The organism is Inquilinus sp., assembly GCF_039594555.1.
In the GTDB taxonomy this organism is placed as follows: domain Bacteria; phylum Pseudomonadota; class Alphaproteobacteria; order DSM-16000; family Inquilinaceae; genus Inquilinus.
On the sequence record NZ_JBCNNF010000022.1, the window covers coordinates 12983 to 31533 of the forward strand.

General features: G+C 70.2%; 24 protein-coding genes. 8 read left to right on the forward strand and 16 right to left on the reverse strand.

Annotated elements, in window-relative coordinates:
• Nucleotides 1-28: 28 nt before the first annotated feature.
• The 9 genes from ABDW35_RS04100 to ABDW35_RS04140 all read right to left on the reverse strand — a co-directional run bounded on the left by ABDW35_RS04100 (nucleotide 29) and on the right by ABDW35_RS04140 (nucleotide 8180).
• Nucleotides 29-982: an ABC transporter permease gene (locus ABDW35_RS04100; protein ID WP_343712576.1), complete on the reverse strand. Its 954-nt coding sequence runs from the start codon at nucleotides 980-982 to the stop codon at nucleotides 29-31.
• Nucleotides 979-1899, reverse strand: a complete 921-nt coding sequence (locus ABDW35_RS04105) for an ABC transporter permease (protein ID WP_343712577.1) — start codon at nucleotides 1897-1899, stop codon at nucleotides 979-981. The genes ABDW35_RS04100 and ABDW35_RS04105 overlap by 4 nt, the downstream gene beginning before the upstream one ends.
• A 7-nt stretch (nucleotides 1900-1906) precedes the next feature.
• Complete coding sequence (locus ABDW35_RS04110) at nucleotides 1907-2734, reverse strand: ABC transporter ATP-binding protein (protein ID WP_343712578.1); 828 nt, start codon at nucleotides 2732-2734, stop codon at nucleotides 1907-1909.
• 3 nt (nucleotides 2735-2737) lie between these two features.
• The gene (locus tag ABDW35_RS04115; RefSeq protein ID WP_343712579.1) at nucleotides 2738-3988 is read right to left on the reverse strand and encodes a Zn-dependent hydrolase; all 1251 of its coding nucleotides are present in this window, start codon (nucleotides 3986-3988) and stop codon (nucleotides 2738-2740) included.
• Between the two features lie 44 nt (nucleotides 3989-4032).
• Nucleotides 4033-4557: a hypothetical protein gene (locus ABDW35_RS04120; RefSeq protein WP_343712580.1), complete on the reverse strand. Its 525-nt coding sequence runs from the start codon at nucleotides 4555-4557 to the stop codon at nucleotides 4033-4035.
• A gap of 98 nt (nucleotides 4558-4655) precedes the next feature.
• Nucleotides 4656-5936 carry an NAD-dependent dihydropyrimidine dehydrogenase subunit PreA gene (gene preA, locus ABDW35_RS04125; protein WP_343712581.1) on the reverse strand — a complete coding sequence of 427 codons (1281 nt, stop codon included), beginning with the start codon at nucleotides 5934-5936 and terminating at the stop codon, nucleotides 4656-4658.
• A 101-nt stretch (nucleotides 5937-6037) separates the two neighbouring features.
• Entirely contained in the window at nucleotides 6038-6493 is a 456-nt protein-coding gene (locus ABDW35_RS04130) for a PIN domain-containing protein (RefSeq protein ID WP_343712582.1), read from the reverse strand.
• Complete coding sequence (locus tag ABDW35_RS04135; RefSeq protein WP_343712583.1) at nucleotides 6490-6783, reverse strand: type II toxin-antitoxin system prevent-host-death family antitoxin; 294 nt, start codon at nucleotides 6781-6783, stop codon at nucleotides 6490-6492. The genes ABDW35_RS04130 and ABDW35_RS04135 overlap by 4 nt, the downstream gene beginning before the upstream one ends.
• Nucleotides 6784-6821: 38 nt before the next feature.
• Nucleotides 6822-8180, reverse strand: coding sequence for an NAD(P)-dependent oxidoreductase (locus tag ABDW35_RS04140; RefSeq protein WP_343712584.1), 1359 nt, complete (start codon nucleotides 8178-8180; stop codon nucleotides 6822-6824).
• Nucleotides 8181-8433: 253 nt separating this feature from the next.
• On the opposite strand from ABDW35_RS04140, the gene ABDW35_RS04145 reads away from it, so the two are divergent.
• Nucleotides 8434-9000 (forward strand): putative glycolipid-binding domain-containing protein, encoded by a 567-nt coding sequence (locus ABDW35_RS04145; RefSeq protein WP_343712585.1) that lies wholly within the window; start codon nucleotides 8434-8436, stop codon nucleotides 8998-9000.
• Nucleotides 9001-9009: 9 nt separating this feature from the next.
• Here ABDW35_RS04145 and ABDW35_RS04150 read toward each other — a convergent pair whose 3' ends face one another.
• Nucleotides 9010-9591, reverse strand: coding sequence for a CGNR zinc finger domain-containing protein (locus ABDW35_RS04150; RefSeq protein ID WP_343712586.1), 582 nt, complete (start codon nucleotides 9589-9591; stop codon nucleotides 9010-9012).
• 76 nt (nucleotides 9592-9667) lie between these two features.
• Here ABDW35_RS04150 and ABDW35_RS04155 point away from each other — a divergent pair, with 76 nt between their 5' ends.
• Both ABDW35_RS04155 and ABDW35_RS04160 read left to right on the forward strand, forming a co-directional pair.
• Nucleotides 9668-10555 carry a DMT family transporter gene (locus ABDW35_RS04155; protein ID WP_343712587.1) on the forward strand — a complete coding sequence of 296 codons (888 nt, stop codon included), beginning with the start codon at nucleotides 9668-9670 and terminating at the stop codon, nucleotides 10553-10555.
• A 39-nt stretch (nucleotides 10556-10594) separates the two neighbouring features.
• Complete coding sequence (locus ABDW35_RS04160; RefSeq protein WP_343712588.1) at nucleotides 10595-11290, forward strand: TetR/AcrR family transcriptional regulator; 696 nt, start codon at nucleotides 10595-10597, stop codon at nucleotides 11288-11290.
• Here the strand turns inward: ABDW35_RS04160 and ABDW35_RS04165 are convergent, their stop codons facing one another.
• Complete coding sequence (locus ABDW35_RS04165) at nucleotides 11291-11539, reverse strand: hypothetical protein (protein WP_343712589.1); 249 nt, start codon at nucleotides 11537-11539, stop codon at nucleotides 11291-11293.
• A gap of 96 nt (nucleotides 11540-11635) precedes the next feature.
• On the opposite strand from ABDW35_RS04165, the gene ABDW35_RS04170 reads away from it, so the two are divergent.
• Entirely contained in the window at nucleotides 11636-12241 is a 606-nt protein-coding gene (locus tag ABDW35_RS04170; protein WP_343712590.1) for a hypothetical protein, read from the forward strand.
• 14 nt (nucleotides 12242-12255) lie between these two features.
• On the opposite strand, the gene ABDW35_RS04175 is transcribed toward ABDW35_RS04170, so the two are convergent.
• Nucleotides 12256-13275, reverse strand: coding sequence for a trypsin-like peptidase domain-containing protein (locus tag ABDW35_RS04175; protein ID WP_343712591.1), 1020 nt, complete (start codon nucleotides 13273-13275; stop codon nucleotides 12256-12258).
• A 186-nt stretch (nucleotides 13276-13461) separates the two neighbouring features.
• On the opposite strand from ABDW35_RS04175, the gene ABDW35_RS04180 reads away from it, so the two are divergent.
• From ABDW35_RS04180 to ABDW35_RS04190, 3 genes are all read left to right on the forward strand, one after another.
• Nucleotides 13462-13941 carry an Lrp/AsnC family transcriptional regulator gene (locus tag ABDW35_RS04180; RefSeq protein ID WP_034847812.1) on the forward strand — a complete coding sequence of 160 codons (480 nt, stop codon included), beginning with the start codon at nucleotides 13462-13464 and terminating at the stop codon, nucleotides 13939-13941.
• A 56-nt stretch (nucleotides 13942-13997) separates the two neighbouring features.
• Nucleotides 13998-14630: a hypothetical protein gene (locus ABDW35_RS04185; RefSeq protein ID WP_343712592.1), complete on the forward strand. Its 633-nt coding sequence runs from the start codon at nucleotides 13998-14000 to the stop codon at nucleotides 14628-14630.
• A 135-nt stretch (nucleotides 14631-14765) separates the two neighbouring features.
• Nucleotides 14766-15254 carry a peptidylprolyl isomerase gene (locus ABDW35_RS04190; RefSeq protein ID WP_343712593.1) on the forward strand — a complete coding sequence of 163 codons (489 nt, stop codon included), beginning with the start codon at nucleotides 14766-14768 and terminating at the stop codon, nucleotides 15252-15254.
• Nucleotides 15255-15314: 60 nt separating this feature from the next.
• Here ABDW35_RS04190 and ABDW35_RS04195 read toward each other — a convergent pair whose 3' ends face one another.
• From ABDW35_RS04195 to ABDW35_RS04210, 4 genes are all read right to left on the reverse strand, one after another.
• Complete coding sequence (locus ABDW35_RS04195) at nucleotides 15315-16019, reverse strand: hypothetical protein (RefSeq protein ID WP_343712594.1); 705 nt, start codon at nucleotides 16017-16019, stop codon at nucleotides 15315-15317.
• A gap of 94 nt (nucleotides 16020-16113) precedes the next feature.
• Complete coding sequence (gene dmeF, locus ABDW35_RS04200; protein WP_343712595.1) at nucleotides 16114-17094, reverse strand: CDF family Co(II)/Ni(II) efflux transporter DmeF; 981 nt, start codon at nucleotides 17092-17094, stop codon at nucleotides 16114-16116.
• Nucleotides 17095-17110: 16 nt separating this feature from the next.
• Entirely contained in the window at nucleotides 17111-17296 is a 186-nt protein-coding gene (locus ABDW35_RS04205) for a hypothetical protein (RefSeq protein ID WP_343712596.1), read from the reverse strand.
• A 14-nt stretch (nucleotides 17297-17310) separates the two neighbouring features.
• A complete protein-coding gene (locus ABDW35_RS04210; RefSeq protein WP_343712597.1) occupies nucleotides 17311-17577 on the reverse strand; it encodes a metal-sensing transcriptional repressor in 267 nt (88 codons plus the stop codon).
• Nucleotides 17578-17925: 348 nt separating this feature from the next.
• On the opposite strand from ABDW35_RS04210, the gene ABDW35_RS04215 reads away from it, so the two are divergent.
• Nucleotides 17926-18551 (forward strand): CNNM domain-containing protein (locus tag ABDW35_RS04215; protein WP_343712598.1); only part of this gene is annotated, 626 nt, incomplete at its 3' end.

The following is an 18551-nucleotide window of genomic DNA, read 5'->3' on the forward strand; positions in this document are numbered from 1 at the left end:
CTCTCCCGTTCATTCGATGCCCTGTTGGTCAGTGCGTCGTTTCCCGCATCGAAGGGTGCCAGAAGGTCGTCGCCCGCTCCACCAGCGCGAGCAGCCCGTAGGAGGCGGAGCCGGCGATGGCCGCCACCAGGATGGTGGCCCACACCATGTCGACATTGAGGCGCGCCACCTCGGTCGAGATGCGGAAGCCCATGCCGTAGATCGGGGTGCCGAAGAACTCGGCGACGATGGCGCCGATCAGCGCCAGGGTGGCGTTCAGCTTCAGCGCGTTGAAGATGAAGGGCAGCGCGCCCGGCAGCCGCAGCTTCCACAGTGTCTGCCAATAGCTGGCGGCGTAGGAGCGCATCAGGTCGCGCTCCATCGTCCCAGCCGCCTCCAGCCCCGCCAGCGCGTTCACCAGCATCGGGAAGAAGGTCATGACCACGACCACCGCGGCCTTGGAGTGCCAGTCGAAGCCGAACCACATGATCATCACCGGCGCGATGCCGACGATCGGCATGGCCGAGACAGCGGAGCCGAGCGGCAGCAGCCCGCGCTGCAGGAAGGGCGACCGGTCGATCGCCACCGCGGTCAGGAAGCCGGCGCCGGAGCCGATCAGGAAGCCCGGGATGGCCGAGCGGATGAAGGTCTGGACGAAGTCGACCCACAGCGTGTCGGTGCTGGCGGCAAAGCGCGCGCCGATCTGCGACGGCGCCGGCAGCAGGATCTGCGGCACCTGGAAGCCGGTGACCAGCACCTGCCACAGCCACAGCAGCACGGCGCCGAACAGGATCGGCACGGCGATGCCGGCGGCCCGGCCGGGCACCAGCGACAGGCCGTGCAGCGCCATCCAGGCCGCGGCCACCGCCACCAAGATCGGCAGGGCGATCCAGGCGGTGTCAGACGCGAAGACGCCGCCCTCGCCGATCCACTGGAGCACGAAGCCGGCCAGGACCACCGCCAGCACCACCCAGCCGAGGCTGTACAGCACCCGCGGGCTCATCCCTTGCCTCCGCGGCTGGCGATCACGGCACGCTCGGCCAGGGTGACGGCGAACACGCAGAGCAGGGCCAGGATCGCCGCCATCACCAAGGCCGACCACAGCTGGATCATCTGGCCGAAATAGGAGCCGGTCAGGAGCCGGGCGCCGATGCCGGCCTGAGCGCCGGTCGGCAGCTCGCCGACGATGGCGCCGACCAGAGCCAGCGAGATGCCGATCTTCAGGCTGGGGAACAGAAACGGCACCGCCGCCGGCCAACGCAGCTTCCAGAACACTTGGCCCCCGCTGGCGGAGTAGGTGCGCATCAGGTCGAGCTGCAGCGGGTCGGGCGAGCGCAGTCCCTTGACCATGCCGATGGTGACCGGGAAGAAGCTGAGATAGGCCGAGATGATCGATTTCGGGATCACGCCGGTGAGGCCGATATTGCCGAGCACGACCACGATCATCGGCGCGATCGCCAGGATCGGCACGGTCTGGCTGGCGATCACCCAGGGCATCAGCGACCGGTCGAGCGTCGGCACATGGACGATACCGACGGCGAGCAGGATGCCGAGCAGGGTGCCGAGCACGAAGCCGACCAGGGTCGAGCTCATCGTCACCCAGGCGTGGTAGACGAGGCTCCGGTTGCTGGTGACCGGCCGGCCGACGGTGTTGGTCCACAGATCGGTCGCAACCTGGTCCGGCGTCGGCAGCAGCGGCCGGTCCAGCTTCCAGATCGCGTCGAAGAACTGTGCCGTGGTCCAGTCCGGCCCGGCGCGGTTCAGCCGCTCCACCGCCGCCGGCGCGTTCAGCCAGAAGGAGGCGAGGTACCAGACCACCAGCAGCACGGCGAGCACGGTCGCCAGCGGCAGCGCCCGCCCGCCCTTCAGCCGCGCCCAGGCCCCCGGCCGGGCCGGCAGGGTTTCGGCGAGGGCGGTCACGCGGCCCTCACTCGTAGGAGTGCCCGGCGCGCAGGCCTTCGCGGACCTGCTGGGCGATGGCGAGGAATTCCGGCGTCTCGCGGATGTCGAGGTCGCGCTGGCGCGGCAGGTCGCTGTCGATCACGTCGAGGATCCGGCCCGGCCGCGGCGACATCACCACGATCTTGGAGGACAGGAACACCGCCTCCGGGATCGAATGGGTGACGAAAATGACCGTCAGGTTCGTCCGGTTCCACAGGTCCAGCAGATGGACGTTGAGGTTGTCGCGGGTGATCTCGTCGAGCGCGCCGAACGGCTCGTCCATCAGCAGCAGCTTCGGCTGGAAGCCGAGGGCGCGGGCGATCGACACCCGCTGCTGCATGCCGCCGGACAGCTGCCAGGGAAACTTCTTCTCGAACTGGCCGAGGCCGACGGTGCCGAGCGCGGCCCGCGCCCGCTCCTGCCGCTCCGCCGCCGGCACGCCCATGATCTCGAGCGGCAGCTCGACATTGCGGCGGACATTGCGCCAGGGATAAAGCGCCGGCGCCTGAAACACATAGCCATAGGCGCGGGCCAGCCGCGCCTGCTCCGGCGTCAGCCCGTTGACGGTCACGGAGCCGGCGGTCGGCCGCACCAGATCGGCCACCACCCGCATCAGCGTGGTCTTGCCGCAGCCGGACGGGCCGATCAGCGACACGAACTCGCCCTCGCCGATGGTGAGGTCGACATCCTGCAGCGCCACCACCGGCGCGTCGGCGGTCTGGAAGGTCAAGCCGAGGCGGCGGGCTTCGACCACCGGTGGTGCGGCGGACGCCGTCTGCGAGAGCTGCTCTGGCATGACCGCCGACACCGCCATGCCTCAGCCTGCCTTCTGTTCGAGCGAGCGGTCGTAGTCGAGCACGGCGCGCAGCAGCACATTGGCCCCGGCGGCGGCGTGGTCGAACTCGATGCTCTCCTCCTCATTGTGGCTGATGCCCTCGCGGCACGGCACGAAGATCATCGCGGTCGGCGCCACCCGGGCGATATAGGCCGAGTCATGGCCGGGGCCGGAGACGATGCGGCGATGGCTGAAACCGTTGGCCTGGGCCGCCGCCTCGACCGCGTCGATGCAGGCCGGGTCGAACCGCACCGCCGGCGAATCCCAGATCGCCTCGAACTTGACCTCGAGCTTCAGCTCGGCCGCGATCCGGTGGATCGCCTCCCGCGCCGCCGTCTCCATCACCCCGATCTTCGCATCGTCGGGATGGCGGTAGTCGATGGTGAAGAACACCTCGCCCGGGATGACGTTGCGGCTGTTCGGCCGCACCTCGACAAGGCCGACCGTGGCGACCGCATCGGCGGTGGCGTCGCCGACCGCGATCACCGCCTCGATCATCCGGGCGGCGCCGCGCAGCGCGTCACGGCGCAGCCGCATCGGGGTCGAGCCGGCATGGCTCTCGCGGCCGGTCACCGTCACCTCGTACCAGCGCATGCCCTGCACGCCGGTGACGACGCCGATCACCTTCTCTTCGGCCTCCAGGATCGGCCCCTGCTCGATATGCAGCTCGAAATGGGCGCCCAGCTTGCGCTGGCCGACCGGCTCCGCGCCGCGATAGCCGATCCGGTCCAGCTCGTCCTCGAAGCGGTGGCCCTCGCGATCCTCGCGGCTGTAGGCGTATTCCTTGGTGAACACCCCCGCGAACACGCCGGAAGCCAGCATCGCCGGGGCGAAGCGGGAGCCTTCCTCATTGGTCCAGTTGATGACCTCGATCGGCGCGTTGGTCTCGTAGCCGGTGTCATGCAGCGTGCGCAGCAGCTCCAGCCCCGACAGCACGCCGAGGATGCCGTCGAACTTGCCGCCCGTCGGCTGGGTGTCGAGATGGCTGCCGACGCAGATCGGCGGCAGCGTATTGTCCCGGCCCGGCCGGCGGGCGAACATGTTGCCGACCTCGTCGACGGTGACGGTGCAGCCGACCGCCTCGCACTGCGTCCTGAACCAGTCCCGCACCTGCTTGTCCAGGTCGGTCAGGGTCAGGCGCTTGACCCCGCCCTTCGGGGTGCGGCCGAACTCGGCGGTCTCCATGATCGCGTCCCAGAGGCGCTGCGGGTCGATCTGGATATTTGGCTGCATCGTTTACACGTCCTTGAGGTCACATCCGGGGGCTTGGCCCCTGATCAGGCCGGCTTGCGGATGAAATCGCCCTCGATGGTCGAGGCCGGCTGGCCCGCCACCTCGCGGGTATAGGCCAGCTTCAGATGGGTCGCGTCGACCAGGGTGCGGCGGTAGAGCTGGCGCTCGACCTTGCCTTCCTTGGTGGTGCCCACAACCTCGACCGTCAGGGTCGGGCCGGCCAGGCTGGCGGTGGCGTAGGCGCGGTCGGCCGGAACCGTTGCGGTCCAGAAGTTCGGCCGGGTCGAGGGCTGGAAGCTGAGCTCACGCTCCCGGAACTCCAGCCCGTCCTTGCCGTCGCCGGCCTGGACGTTGCGCCAGAACAGCCGGAAGCCGCCATCGGTCCGCGGCTCGACGATCACCGCCGAGGCCCGCTGCACCTCCTCCTGGCTCGCCCCGATCCAGGAGCCGGCGAAATCGTCGATCTTGGCTTCCGCCACAGGTCCGGATGCCGGCACCTTGCTGCCGGCGCATCCGGCGAGCGCCGCGGCCATGATCCCCACCAGCACCGCGCGTCGCATGACAGCCATTGTACCCCTCGCTTCTTTTCGTATCGGATGATCGGAAGGGCGCCATCATGACCGATCGTCCCCGAGCCGACGATGCCAAATTGCATCAAAGTAAGGGGTTATTCGGCGGCGTCCTTGCGCATCGGATTGTTGGGATGGTGCTGCCAGTTCAGATAGGGCCGGCCGGTGTCGACCGTCTGCATGGTGATGCAGTTGTCGACCGGGCAGACATGCATGCACAGGTTGCAGCCGACGCACTCCGCCTCATTGATCTCGTAGCGCCGCGCGCCCTCCGGCGTGCGCAGCTTGAAGATCGACTGGTGCGAGGTGTCCTCGCAGGCGATGTAGCACTTGCCGCACTGGATGCAGGCGTCCTGGTTGATGTTGGCGACCGACTTGAAGTTGATGTTCAGGTCCTGCCACTCGACGAAGTTCGGCACAGCCAACCCCTGGAAGGCGCGGGTGTCGGCATAGCCCTTGCCGTCCATCCAGTTGGCCAGGCCGGACGCCATGTCCTCGACGATCTTGAAGCCATGGGTCATCGCCGCGGTGCAGACCTGGACGTTGGTGGCGCCCAGCGCCATGAACTCCGCCGCGTCGCGCCAGGTCGACACGCCGCCGATCGCCGAGATCGCCATGCCCCGGCATTCCGGGTCGCGCGCGATCTGGCCGACCATGCGCAGCGCGATCGGTTTCACCGCCGGGCCGCAATAGCCGCCATGGGTGCCGAGGCCGTCAACCGTCGGCGTCGGCGCCATCAGGTCGAGGTCGATCGACACGATCGACTGGATGGTGTTGATCAGCGACACCGCGTCGGCGCCGCCGCGCTTGGCCGCCCGCGCCGGCGCCAGCACATTGGTGATGTTCGGCGTCAGCTTGACGATCACCGGCATGCGCGAGTGCTGCTTGCACCAGCGGGTGACCATCTCGACATATTCCGGCACCTGGCCGACGGCGGAGCCCATGCCGCGCTCCGACATGCCGTGCGGGCAGCCGAAGTTCAGCTCGATCCCGTCGGCGCCGGTGTCCTCGACCAGCGGCAGGATCGCCTTCCAGCTCGCTTCCTCGCAGGGCACCATCAGCGACACGATCATCGCCCGGTCCGGCCAGTCGCGCTTGACCTGCTTGATCTCGCGCAGATTGACGTCCAGCGGCCGGTCGGTGATCAGCTCGATGTTGTTGAGGCCGGCGACCCGGGTGCCGTTGTAGCTGACCGCGCCGTAGCGGGAGGAAACGTTGACCACCGGCGGGTCCTCGCCCAGCGTCTTCCACACCACCCCGCCCCAGCCGGCGCGGAAAGCGCGGACGACGTTGTATTCCTTGTCCGTCGGCGGTGCCGAGGCCAGCCAGTATGGGTTCGGGGAGCGGATCCCCAGGAAGTCGTTGCTCAGATCGGCCATTGAAGCCTCCTGCCCGTGGCCCGGCCAAACCGGGCCACCTACGAAATTACATCCGGCGGCTCTGCGGCCGCTTTCTCGTCCGACCGGCGGCGCCGGCCGGGTCAAACCGTCAACAGCGCCTCGATCTCGTCCGGCAGCCGGTCGCCCCGGAACGGGTTGCGTACCGTGACGCCGCCCAGCGCCACACCGTCCGCCATGTCTTCGCTCAGCAGCGTGGTGCAGCCGGCTTCGGCCACGGTCGCCACCAACATCGCGTCCCAGAACGACACCTGTCCCTGCTCGGCCAGCTGCAGCGCCTGGGGCAGCAGCTTCGGCGTCGACGCGACGATCGGGAACAGCTCCGACCATCTTTGCGTCTGGGCGGACAGCAGAGACTTCTCCCGCAGCCGTCGCCGCGACGCAGAATGGAAGAACTCGCCCAGCGCTTGCAGCGCGACGACGCAATCGACCGTTGCCGAGCGCCCGACCAGATCGAGCGCGCGGCCCTGTTTCATCGGGTCGGCCCCGTCAATGGCGTAGAACAGGACGTTGGCGTCGAGGGAGAAGCGATGGCTCATTTCTCGCCGCGCCTGCGAGCCAGCTCGTCCATGCGATCCTCGTAGATCGCGTCGCGGCCCGGCCAGCCGCCGAGATCGAACCCGCGGGCCGCCAGTTCGCGGGTCCGCTCCAGCGCCGCCTGCTGGGACGGGGTCAGGACGCGCCGGCGCGACACGGGCACCACCCGGGCCACCGGCTCGCCGCGGCGGGTGATGATGAATTCCTGGCCGGATTCGACCGCCCGGATCATCTCGGCGAAACCCTGATTGGCCTCGCGCAGGGTGATGATGGTGCTGGAGCCGTCACTCATGGCCTCAATCTCCTGAATGCACTACTTATGTAGCACATTCAGCGCCGCAGCGCCCGGTCGATCGACAGCGCCGCCAGCTTGCCGTCCTGCACGGCGCTGACGGTCAGGTCCTGGCCCGGCACGCAGTCGCCGCCGGCCCAGACGCCGGACAGCGAGGTCTGCCGCTCCTCGTTCACGGCGATGCGGTTGCCGGCCATGTCCAGCGTCTCCGCCTCATTCGCGAAGGCGGAGGGCACGAGGTACTGGCCGATGGCGGTGAAGACCTGGTCGGCCAGCAGGGTGAAGCGGTCGCCGGTGCCGGTCAGCCGGCCCTGGCCGTCGAGCTGGGTGTGCTCGAACTCGACCTCCTTCACCGACGCAGCCGTGCCGTTGGCCGGCCAGCCCAGGATGCGGCGCGGCTGGGCCCAGTGCCGGACGATGACGCCGTTGACCTGGGTCCAGTCCTGCTCCTTCCAGGTTGCCGTCATCTGCTCGGCGCCGCGGCGATAGACCAGCGTCACCTCCTCCGCCCCCAGCCGCTTGGCCTGGGTGGCGGCGTCGATCGCGGTGTTGCCGCCGCCGATCACCACCACGCGGCGGCCGACCGGAACCGCTCCCTTGTCCGCGGCCTGGCGCAGCCGGGCGATGAAGTCGACCGCGCTCTCCACCCCCGCCAGGGCCTCGCCCTCGCAGCCCAGCGCGTTGACGGCGTTGTGGCCGAGGCCGAGGAACACGGCGTCGTAGTCTCGGCGCAGCTCGCTCAGGGAAACGTCTCGGCCCAGCGCCAGGCCGGTGCGAATCTCGATGCCGCCGATCTCCAGGATATAGGCCAGCTCGGCCTGGGCGAAGCCGTCCGCCATCTTGTAGGCGGCGAGGCCATATTCGTTCAGCCCGCCGCCCCTCGCCTTGGCCTCGAACACCACCACGTCATGGCCCAGCACGGCGAGGCGATGGGCGCAGGCCAGGCCAGCCGGGCCGGCACCGACCACGGCGACGCGCCTGCCGGTCGACGGCGCGCGGCTGAACAGCTGCTCGTTGCGCAGGAAGACATAGTCGGTGGCGTAGCGCTGCAGGGCGCTGATCGCCACCGGCTTCTCCTCCTGGTGGTTGCGGACGCAGGCGTCTTCGCACAGCTCCTCGACCGGGCAGACCCGGGCGCACATGCCGCCCATGATGTTGGCCGTCAGGATGGTCTGCGCCGCGCCCTTCACATTGTCGGTGGCGATGCCCTTGATGAAGGCCGGGATGTCGATCCCGGTCGGGCAGGCCTCGATGCAGGGTGCGTCGTAGCAGAAATAGCAGCGGCTGGATTCGATCAGCGCGGTGCGGCGGTCGAGCGGCGGATGGATCTCCGCGAAGTCCTCGGCGAGGCGCCCGGCCCCCAGGCGCCCGGCCGCGATGTCGGATCCCGTCGTCATTCCCAGCCTCCGATGGCCGATCCGGCAGGCCCCTTGCCCGTCGATCCCGGCCGTCATGCCTGGCGCCGCGCCCGGATTCTCCCGGTTCTCGCCCGCGGCCCCGCCTCTCCTGAAACGAAACGGTATCGAGAACCTGACCAAATGGTCAACTCTATTTTCAATTGAGAGTCACTATCAGTTGCGTTTGTTTCGCGCCGCGAATCATGCTAGGAACATTTCAGGAACGATAATGGCAGCGCACGGGAGACCGCGCATGGACCGACATGTCCGATGGGCTCCGGCCCAAGGCACCGGCCTGGAGCATCTGCGGCTGCACCGCAGCGGCGCCTGGATCCAGGCCGACAGCGTGGTGATCGGCGGTGATGCCGATCACGGCCCCGGGGGCGTGGAGTGGGCCCTGAGCTACACCATGGTAATGGACAGCGAATGGCGGGTGCGGTCGGTGGCGATGACCGACCATGCGGGGGACCGGCGGCTGCGGCTGATCGCCGATGGCGGCGGCGCCTGGACCACCGGCGACGGCACGCCGCTGCCGCAGCTGGACGGCTGCATCGATATCGACCTGGTGGCGACGCCCTTCACCAACACGCTGCCGATCCGCCGGCTGGGGCTGGAGCCCGGCGAATCAGCCGAGATCCGGGTGGCCTATCTGCCGCTGCCGGACCTCGTGCCCTTCGCGACATCGCAGCGCTACACCCACCTCGCCCTGCGGCGCTGGCGCTTCGAATCGCTGGACGGCAGCGGCTTCACCGCCGAGATCAGCACCGACGCCAATGAGCTGGTGCTGGACTATCCCGGCCTGTACCGCCGCGTGGGGTGAGGCCAGGCGTCAGGCCTCGGACCGCTGCCGCTGGCGGAAGCGGCGGACCTTGTCCGCCGTGCCGCAATCGGCCATCAGGCACCAGCGGCGGCTGGCATTCTTGCTGCGGTCATAGAACAGCCAGGCGCAATCATGGCCGGCGCAGCGCTTCAGCCGGCCCGGCTCGCCGCGGAGCAGCAGGTCGAGCGCGTCCATCGCCAGCCGATGCCGCACCGCCGCCCCGTCCACGGGCGGCGCGTCCTGCCAAGTGCCGCCGGCGGCGGTAACGGTCAGCCGGCGGAGGGACGCCGCCTCCGCCACCTCCTGCTGCAGCTCGGCCACGGCTTCGGCAGGCGGCTCGGCCTGGACCGCGACGGCGTCGAGCACCGCGTGCAGCACTTCGCGAAGCCGGATCAGCCGCGACCAGTCCTCCTGGTCGATCCGGGGCGTCTGCCCGAAGACATGCCCGCACCAGGCGGCCAGCGCCGCGGGATCGCCGGCCCGCTCCCGCGGCCCGGGCCCGCCCCAGCCGGACAGGGTGTTGCAGAAGTCCAGGCAGGCGAAGCCGCCGACCAGCTGCGGCTCGGACGGAGAGGGCTGCTCAGAGGACATGAAACCAGTGTAGCCCCTTTGACGGGTTTCAACGAGACCTATATCGTTACCAGCAAACACCAGAAAGATGGTTACGATGCGCTGGAACGCCCTTGGCCGGCTCTATGCCGGCGTCGGCCTGTCGGGGATCGGTCCGATCCTGATCCGCCTGAGCCCGGTCGATCCTGCCGCCACCGCCTTCTGGCGCCTGACCCTGAGCTGCATCCCGGCGGCGATCGTGGCCTGGCGGTCACCCGGCATGCCGGCGCGGGACATCGGCCTGGCCCTGCTGGCCGGGGTGATGCTGGCCGCCGACCTGGTGCTGTGGAACGCCTCGATCGTGCGCACCAGCGTCATGGAGGCGACGCTGCTGGTGATGATCTATCCGCTGCTGGTGGCGCTGCTGCCGGCGCTGTGGCGGCGGCGCCGGCCGGACGGGCGGGTGGTCGGCGGCGGCTTGGTCGCCTTCCTGGGCATCGCCGTGCTGGCCGGGGCTCGCGGCGCCGCCGGCGGCGACCTGCTGGGCAACGGCATGGCGCTGCTGGCCGCCCTGTTCTACGCCGTCTGCTTCCTGATCTCGGCGGCGCTGTGCCGGCGGCAGAGCGCCGCCACCGTCACCTTCTGGACCCTGGTCGGCGCCGCGCTGGGCGCCCTGCCGGTGGCGCTGCTGCAGGACCGGATCCTGCCGCAGGAGGCATCCGGCTGGCTGAACCTGGCGGCCCAGGCGCTGATCGGCTTCGCCGCCCAGATCCTGATCGCCAAGGCGCTGCGCACGCTCGACGCCGGCTTCTCCGCCATCGCCGGCTATGGCCAGCCGGTGGTGGCGACGCTGCTGGCCTGGCCGATCCTGGGCCAGGTGCCGCAGGCCGCTGCGCTGACCGGCAGTGTGTTCATCGTCGCCGGCATCGCCCTGGCCGGGCGGGGCGAGGCCGAGGCGCGCCCGCCGGTCCGGCCGCGGGCCGCGGAGCCGGCGCCAGGCCGCTAGCCTATCGACGGGGCCGGCCATCCGGCCGATGATGCCGGCATGACCGATGCCGAGACGCTGGACCCGCCGGACGACGACGCCGGCACCATCCTGGGACCACGGCCGGGCTCCGGCTCGGGCGGCCGCCTGCGCCGGGCCCGCGAGGCGCAGATCCTGGACGCCGCCGAGGGCGTGTTCGCCGAGGCCGGCTTCTCCGGCGCCACCATGCAGGGCATCGCCGAGCGCGCCAGCCTGCCCAAGGCCAATGTCCACTATTATTTCGGCACCAAGGAGGCGCTGTACCGCGCCGTGCTGTCCCGCATCCTCGACCTCTGGGTCGACGCCTTCGACCATCTGGTGCCGGAGCGCGACCCGGCCGAGGCGCTGACGGCCTATATCCGCGACAAGATGCGCTGGTCCCGCACCCGGCCGCTGGCGTCGAAGGTCTTCGCCAACGAGATCATCCATGGCGCGCCGCAGGTCGCCGACTACCTGTCCGGCAAGCTGAAGCGGACGATCGACGAGAAGGCCCGGGTGATCGAGGGCTGGATCGCCGCCGGCCGGATGGCGCCGGTGGACCCGCGGCACCTGGTCTTCACCCTATGGGCCGCGACCCAGACCTATGCCGATTTCGAGGCCCAGATCCGGGCCGTGCTGGGGCGCGAGGTGATGGATGACGACGTCTTCCTGGTCGCCAGCCGCCACGTCACCGGGCTGATCCTGCGCGGCTGCGGGCTGAAGCCGCGCGGCGGCTGATCAGTCGCCGCCCCCGCCGCCTCCCGAATCACCACCGCAGCTGCCGCCGTCGGATCCGCCCGAATCGCTGCTGCAGCTGGTTAAACCCTCCCCGGCCCAGCCTGCGGTCGAGGCACCGCCGTCGGACCAGAACGGAGCCGTGGTGGTGTCCGTCCCGACCGCCCTGGCACGCGGACGAGCCGGTGCCAGGACGCGATAGACGAAGATGCCGAAGAGCAGAAGCAGCAGGATCGGGATCGCGAGGCTCATCCACACCCTCCAGGCAGGCCGGAGCTGCATTCTAGCACAGGCCGCCATGACGGCCCGCGATGGCGGCGCGGGCTGCTTTGCGCTAAAGGATGGGCCATGCATCCGCGCCTTCTCACCCCGCTGGCCCTGTTCGCCCTCGCCGCCTGCGCTGCCGAGCCGCACCAGCCGGCGCTGCCGCCCACGGTGCTGCAGAGCGGCGCCGTCCAGGGCGAAGACGGCTTCGACCGCAGCCGCGGCGAGGCCCTGCTGGCCCAGGCCAAGGCTGCCGAGGCCCGCAACCCCGGCGAGGCCAAGAGCCTGTACCGCCAGGCCGGCATGGCCTGGCCGGACCTGACCGACGCCTGGGACGGGCTGAAGCGCGTCTCGGCGAAGCAGAACGACTCAGCCGAGGCCCAGGCCGCCAGCTTCATGGCCGAGCGGGTGAAGCTGTATCCCGGCACCGCCATCGCCTCGCAGCGCGAGGTCAATGTCGCGCTGCACAGCTACATCCAGGAGCAGTCGAAGCAGCCGACCGACGGGCCGGAGCAGCTGGCCTATGCCAAGCGGCTGGGCGAGTTCTACGACGCGCAATACGCCATGGCCGGCTTCTACACCCGCGAGAAGACCTTCGGGAACATCGAGACCCACGACCTGCCGGCGGTGGCGCTGACCGGCGGCGGCGTCCTCGGCTACGGCGTCAGCCTGGCCACCAAGGTCCAGTAGAGCTGCGGGCGGGATTACCCCGCCCGCTCGCGCGGCGTCACCGACACCTCCACCACCTTGCGGTCGCGCAGCAGGCGCAGCGCCGTGGCGATGCCGACCCGCTCGGCCCCGAGCAGCCGGTGCAGCGCATCGACGCCGTCGACCGGGTGCCCGTCCACCGCCAGGATCACGTCGCCCGCGCGCAGAGCCGCGGCCCCGGCGCCGCCGGGCAGCAGCTCCGCCACCCGCACGCCGCCCGGGGCCGGCAGGCCCAGCGCCAGCTGGGTCGGCCGCGGCAGCCGGATGGTCTGGCCGGCGATGCCGAGCGAGGCGCGCCGCACCCGGCCGTGGCGGATGATCTCCGACGCCACCACCAGGGCGGTGTCGGCGCCGATGGCGAAGCACAGCCCCTGGGCGCCGGCGATCATCGCGGTGTTGATGCCGACCACCCGGCCGAGCGCGTCGACCAGCGGGCCGCCGCTGTTGCCGGGGTTCAGCGCCGCGTCGGTCTGCAGCACGCCGTCGATCAGCCGGCCGGACTGGCCGCGCAGCGACCGGCCGAGGGCGCTGACCACCCCGGCCGTCACCGTCGCCTCGAAGCCCAGCGGGTTGCCGATGGCGACCACCAGCTGGCCGACCTGCAGCGCGGCGGAGGAGCCGAGCGGCGCCCAGCCCGGCACGCTGTCATGCAGGCGCAGCACGGCCAGATCGGTGTCCGGGTCCTCGCCCACCGGCCAGGCGACGACGCTGCGGCCGTCGCTGAGCGTGGCGGTGATGCTGGTCGCCCCGTTCACCACATGGCTGTTGGTCAGGACGAAGCCGTCCGGCGTGAAGATGACGCCGGAGCCGCTGCCGCGCGGCCCGATGGCGCCGTCCGGCCCCTTGCCGAGGACGCGCAGATGCACCACGGCAGGCGCCGCGGCGCGGACGGCGTCGATCACGGTGCGGGAATAGGCGTCGAGCGCGTCGGCCCCGGCCAAGGCGGCGGTCGGGGTCGAGGACTCGGTCCCCGGCGCCGAGGCGTCGAGGAGGAAGCGGGTTTCGTAGCCGGGCATGGCAGGACCTTGGGAGCGGAGGGGAGGCGCCGGCCGGCGCGTCCCGTTTCCGTTCATGTAGGCATGGCGAAACGAGAACCCAAGGGGAACATCGCCGACCTGTCCACCGGGCTGACGGACACGGCGGCCGGGCGTATGGTCCGGCATGCGCGATTCGCGCATCGGTCACGGCGAGGATGCCCGGAGATGGCGACGGAGACGCTTGATGGCTTCGACTGGCGGATCCTCGCGGCCCTGCAGGACGACGCCCGGATGAGCAACATCGCGCTGGCCGAGCGGGTGCTGCTGTCGCCGTCGCAATGCGCCCGGCGGCTGCAGCGGCTGGAGGAGGCCGGGGTGATCCGCGGCTATGCTGCCCTGCTGGACCCCGACCGCATCGGCCTGTCGGTGGCCGCCTACATCTCGATCACGCTGGAGAAGCACGGGGCCTTCACGGCGGAGGCCTTCCGCGAGGCGGTGCAGCGCCACCCCGAGATCGTCGAGTGCTGCGCCGTGACGGGTGACGCCGATTACGAACTGCGGGTGGTCGCGCCGGACCTGAAGGACCTGTCGCGCTTCATCATGGACAGCCTGATGCGGATCGACGGCGTCTCCGCCATCCGCTCGCGCATCGTGCTCGACACCATCAAGGACAGCCGCCGCCTGCCGCTGCCCCCGGCGCCGTGACCGCGCCGCATTCGCCCGCCCATCATCCGCCCCATCGATTCCACACGAGACCGATCATGAGCTTCCGCCTGCTGCTGGCCGCCTTCCTCGCCCTCGGCACCGCCGGACCGGCCGCGGCGGCGGAGCCGGCGAAGCACCGCTTCACCGAGCTGGCGCCGATCCCGCTGAAGCCGGGGCCGAACACGGTCGAGCGCTTCGCGCCGGATGGGCGCAGCGCCATCGTCACCCTGGGCTGGCGCGAGAACGGCAACGCCCATGGCTACGACCTGTACCTGGTGCTGATGGCGGGCAACAGCGGCGTGCCGGAGGTGGTGGGCTTCGACACCCTGACCAAGGACGGCGGCGGGTTCGAGGACACCATCCGGGACGACCCGCACACCGGCGAGGATGTGGTGCGCAGCGTGCGCTTCGTCCGAGGCAAGATCGACGGCCAGCCCGGCACCTTCGTCTTCGTCGCCCAGCGCGGCTTCGACCCCGAGGAGGGCATCCCCGGCCCGAGCCTGGTCGACTACACCGTCTTCCGGCTGGTCCCCGGCGAGGATGTCGGCACCACCAGCGACATGTTCGAACCGGTCGAGCAGGTGCAGTCCACCACCAAATTCTGCCATGCCGAGAAGGCGCTGCTGAAGCAGTACGGCCTGCCGCTGACCCGGAGCTACGCCGGCCCGGACACCGCCGACGGCTGCTGATCGCACGGGCCTGGTGCCGCACCGGGTTGCCCCGGAGCGCGACACGTGCTTGTGTCTCGCCACTTCTCGCGACCCGTCTGGAGCGCCCCGCGCATGACGCGTTTCTTCCAACTTCTCGGGAGTCTTCTCCTCGCCATGGCCATCACCCAGGGGGCTTCGGCCCGCGACCTCGAAAACACGCTCTATCTCGACCTGACCTATGGCCGGGTGGTGATCGAGCTGCGCCCCGACTTGGCACCGAACCACGTCAAGCGGATCAAGGAGCTGGTGCGCCAGGGCTTCTACAACGGCGTCAAGTTCCACCGCGTGATCGAGGGCTTCATGGCCCAGACCGGCGACCCGACCGGCACTGGCATGGGCGGCTCCGGCCAGAAGATCGACGCCGAGTTCACCCAGACGCCGTTCAAGCGCGGCACCGTCGGCATGGCCCGGGCGCAGAGCCCGAACAGCGCCGACAGCCAGTTCTTCATCATGTTCGCCAATGGCGACTTCCTGAACGGCCAATACACCGTCTGGGGCCAGGTGGTCGAGGGCATGGAGTTCGTCGACAAGATCAAGCGCGGCGAGCCGCCGGCCAACCCGGACACCATCGTCAAGCTGCAGGTCGCGGCCGACGCCCAGTAAGGCAAGGCCCCGGTCGACCGATCGAAGCGAAGCCCGGCCTTTCGGCCGGGCTTCTGCGTTTCAGCGGAAGCGGAAGGCGATCAGCGGCATCTTGTAGGTCTCGCGCACCTCGGAGATCGGCTTGCCGTCCTGGCGCAGCACGATGGCGCGGTTCTCGAACAGCGAGACCGCCGGGTCATAGGCCGGGGCCGGCGCCGCGGCGGCCCAGCCGGCCAGCTGCGCGGCCGGGATCCGCTCCCACCCTTCCGGCAGCGCCTGCCACTGCACGGTCGAGGACAGGGTGCGGCGCGACGGGCCGAGCGGCCGGATGGCGCGGCCGAAGGGCGTTTCGGTCCCGGTCAGCGTCGCGTTGATCTCCGGCGTCAGCCGGTTCGGCAGGTACCAGTTGTCGGCCTCGGACAGCACCTGGTCGCCGCAGACCAGCTGCACCCGGCGATACACCACCGGCTCGGCCGCATCGGTGATCTCCAGCTCCTGCCGCTGCTGGTCGGTCAGCGCCACCTCGCCCGGCACGCGCTTCGCCACGATCTTGGCCGCCGGCGCCAAGCCGTAGCGGCCGCACCAATCCTCCAGGAACAGGGTGGCGCTGTCGGTGGCGCCCAGCCCGGCGCGCAGCGACTGCACCAGGGCGGTCAGCGCCAGCCGGTCGGACAGGCCGGCGGCACCGGCCTCCTGCCCGGCCGCCACCTCGGCCCGGGCCAGGGCGAGCGGCGCGGTCAGCGCCAGGGCGGCAGCGGCGGCGACGATCGGCAGGCGACGCAGCATCGGGTTCCTCATCCTCCGGATCGTCCGGCCATGACGGGCGCAGGATGGCCCGGTAGCCGACCGAAGGCGCCACGGCAATCCGCCGCAGGTGCCGTCACGCCGCCTGGTGCTCGCAGCGGTTCACCTCGACCGTCACATGCGACAGGCCGGACAGGCCGCCGAGCCGGGCCTTGTACTGGGCCGGCGGCAGCGGCCGGTCGCTGACCAGCGACACGATCGCCGCGGCATGGCCGGGGCCGACGCGCCAGAGATGCAGGTCGGCGATGCGGTCGCCCCCGGTCTCAAGCCGGCCGCGGATCGATTCGGCCAAGCCCGGATCCGGCACGGTGTCGAGCAGCACCGCCCCCGAATCGCGCAGCAGGCCCCAGGACCAACGGGCGATCATGATGCCGCCGACGATGCCCATCACCGCATCCATCCAGGCCCAGCCGTAGAAGCGCCCGGCGAGAAGCCCGAGGATGGCGCCGACCGAGGTCACCGCATCGGCCAGCACGTGGAAATAGGCGGCGCGGAGGTTGTGGTCGCGGTCGTGATGACCATGGGCGTGATGCGCGTGGTCGCTATCGTGGTCGTGGCCGTGCCCATGATGGTAATCGTGCCCATGGCCGTGGTGATGGTCGCCGTCATGCAGCAGCCAGGCGCTGGCGATGTTGACGGCGAGGCCCACGACCGCGATAGCGATGGCTTCGTCATAGGCGATGGCGACCGGGTTCAGCAGGCGAACCACCGACTCCCAGCCGATCCCGATCGACACCACCGCCAGCACCAGGGCGCTGGCGAAGCCGGCGAGGTCGCCCAGCTTGCCGGTGCCGAAGGCGAAGCGCGGGTCGCGGGCATGGCGGCGGGCATAGCCATAGGCCAAGGCGGCGACGCCGAGCGCGCCGGCATGGGTGGCCATGTGCAGCCCATCGGCCAGCAGCGCCATCGACCCGAAGGCGAGGCCGCCCAGGATCTCGACCACCATCATCGCCGCGGTCAGCGCCACCACCCAGCGGGTGCGGCGCTCGTTGCGGTCGTGGTCGGCGCCGAGGAACAGGTGGTCGTGCCGCCAGGAATCCATGGAATGGCTGTGCATCGCCGCCTCCAGGGGGTCAGTGGAGCAGGAGCTGGGCCGGATGGCCGGTCCAGTCGCGGACCTCGCGCGTGGCCGCGGCGACCGGCACCTCCGGATGGTTGTGGCGGTACAGGGTCAGCGCGGCTTCGAAGGCCCATTCCGGCGGTTCGGCCCGGGCGCAGAGCTCGCGATAGACCCGTTCGACGGCGACGCGGCAGCACATGGTCTCGATGGCCTCTACAGATATTTGGTAATCTCGCGCAGAGAGGCGAGACGGGCCTCCCGGCCCTCCACCGCCCCGTTGGAGAGATGGGCGACGCAGTGATCGACATGGTCGAGGATCAGCATGGTCTTCGCCTTCTCCACCGCCTTGACGACGGCCTGGAGCTGCTGGGCGATGGCGAGGCCGTCCTCGCCGGCCTCGACCATGCGCAGCGTGGCGGCGAGATGCCCCTGTGCCCGCTTCAGCCGGCCCAGGATCTCGGGATTGTTGGCATGGCTCATGAATAGAACCTATCCCCCTGGAGGGGATAGAGCAAGGGACGGGCGGTCGCAGGGCGCAAGGTACCGCCGATGCGAAATGTGAGCCGGCGATGGATACAGGCGGCTGGGCGCTGCCGGAGCAGGGCCGGGAAGGCTTGGCGGACCGGACCGCCAGCGATCCGGCGGACAGCCGTCCCGCCGAACCGTGACGGCCATGACGGTGGACGCAGCGGGCCTGACCGGGTATTTCACCGGCATTATGCCTGCTTCCCGAAGCGAAGAGACGGACGAACCTCCGTCTAGTGGCCGCCGATGATCGTTGAACTCGTCATCGTCGTGGCTCTCATCCTGCTCAACGCCTTTTTCGCAATGTCGGAACTGGCGTTGGTCTCTGCCCGCCGGGCGCGTCTCCAGAATATGGCCGATTCGGGCCATCGCGGCGCCAGGGCCGCCCTTGCCCTCGCCGAGGACCCGAACCGCCTGCTGTCCACCGTCCAGGTCGGCATCACCCTGATCGGCATCTTCGCCGGTGCCTTCGGCGGCGCCACCCTGTCGGTGCCGCTGCGCGACTGGCTCGTCACCATCCCCGGGATGGCCGCGTGGGCCGATGAGCTGTCCTTCGCCCTGGTCGTGGTCGCCATCACCTATTTCTCGCTGATCGTCGGCGAGCTGGTGCCGAAGCGCATCGCGCTGAACCACGCCGAATCCATCGCCTCCCGCGTCGCCAGGCCGATGCAGATGGTCGCGGCCATCGGTGCCCCGATCGTCTGGCTGCTGCAGCGCTCGACCGAGCTGGTGCTGCGCCTGCTCGGCGTCTCCGCCGTCCCCGCCCAGACGGTGACGGAGGAGGAGGTGAAGTCGATGATCGCCGAAGGCACCGAGGCCGGCGTCTTCGTCGAGGCCGAGCGCGAGATGATCGACGGCGTGCTACGCTTGGCCGACCGGTCGGTGCGCTCGATCATGACGCCGCGGCACGAGATGGTGTGGATCGACCT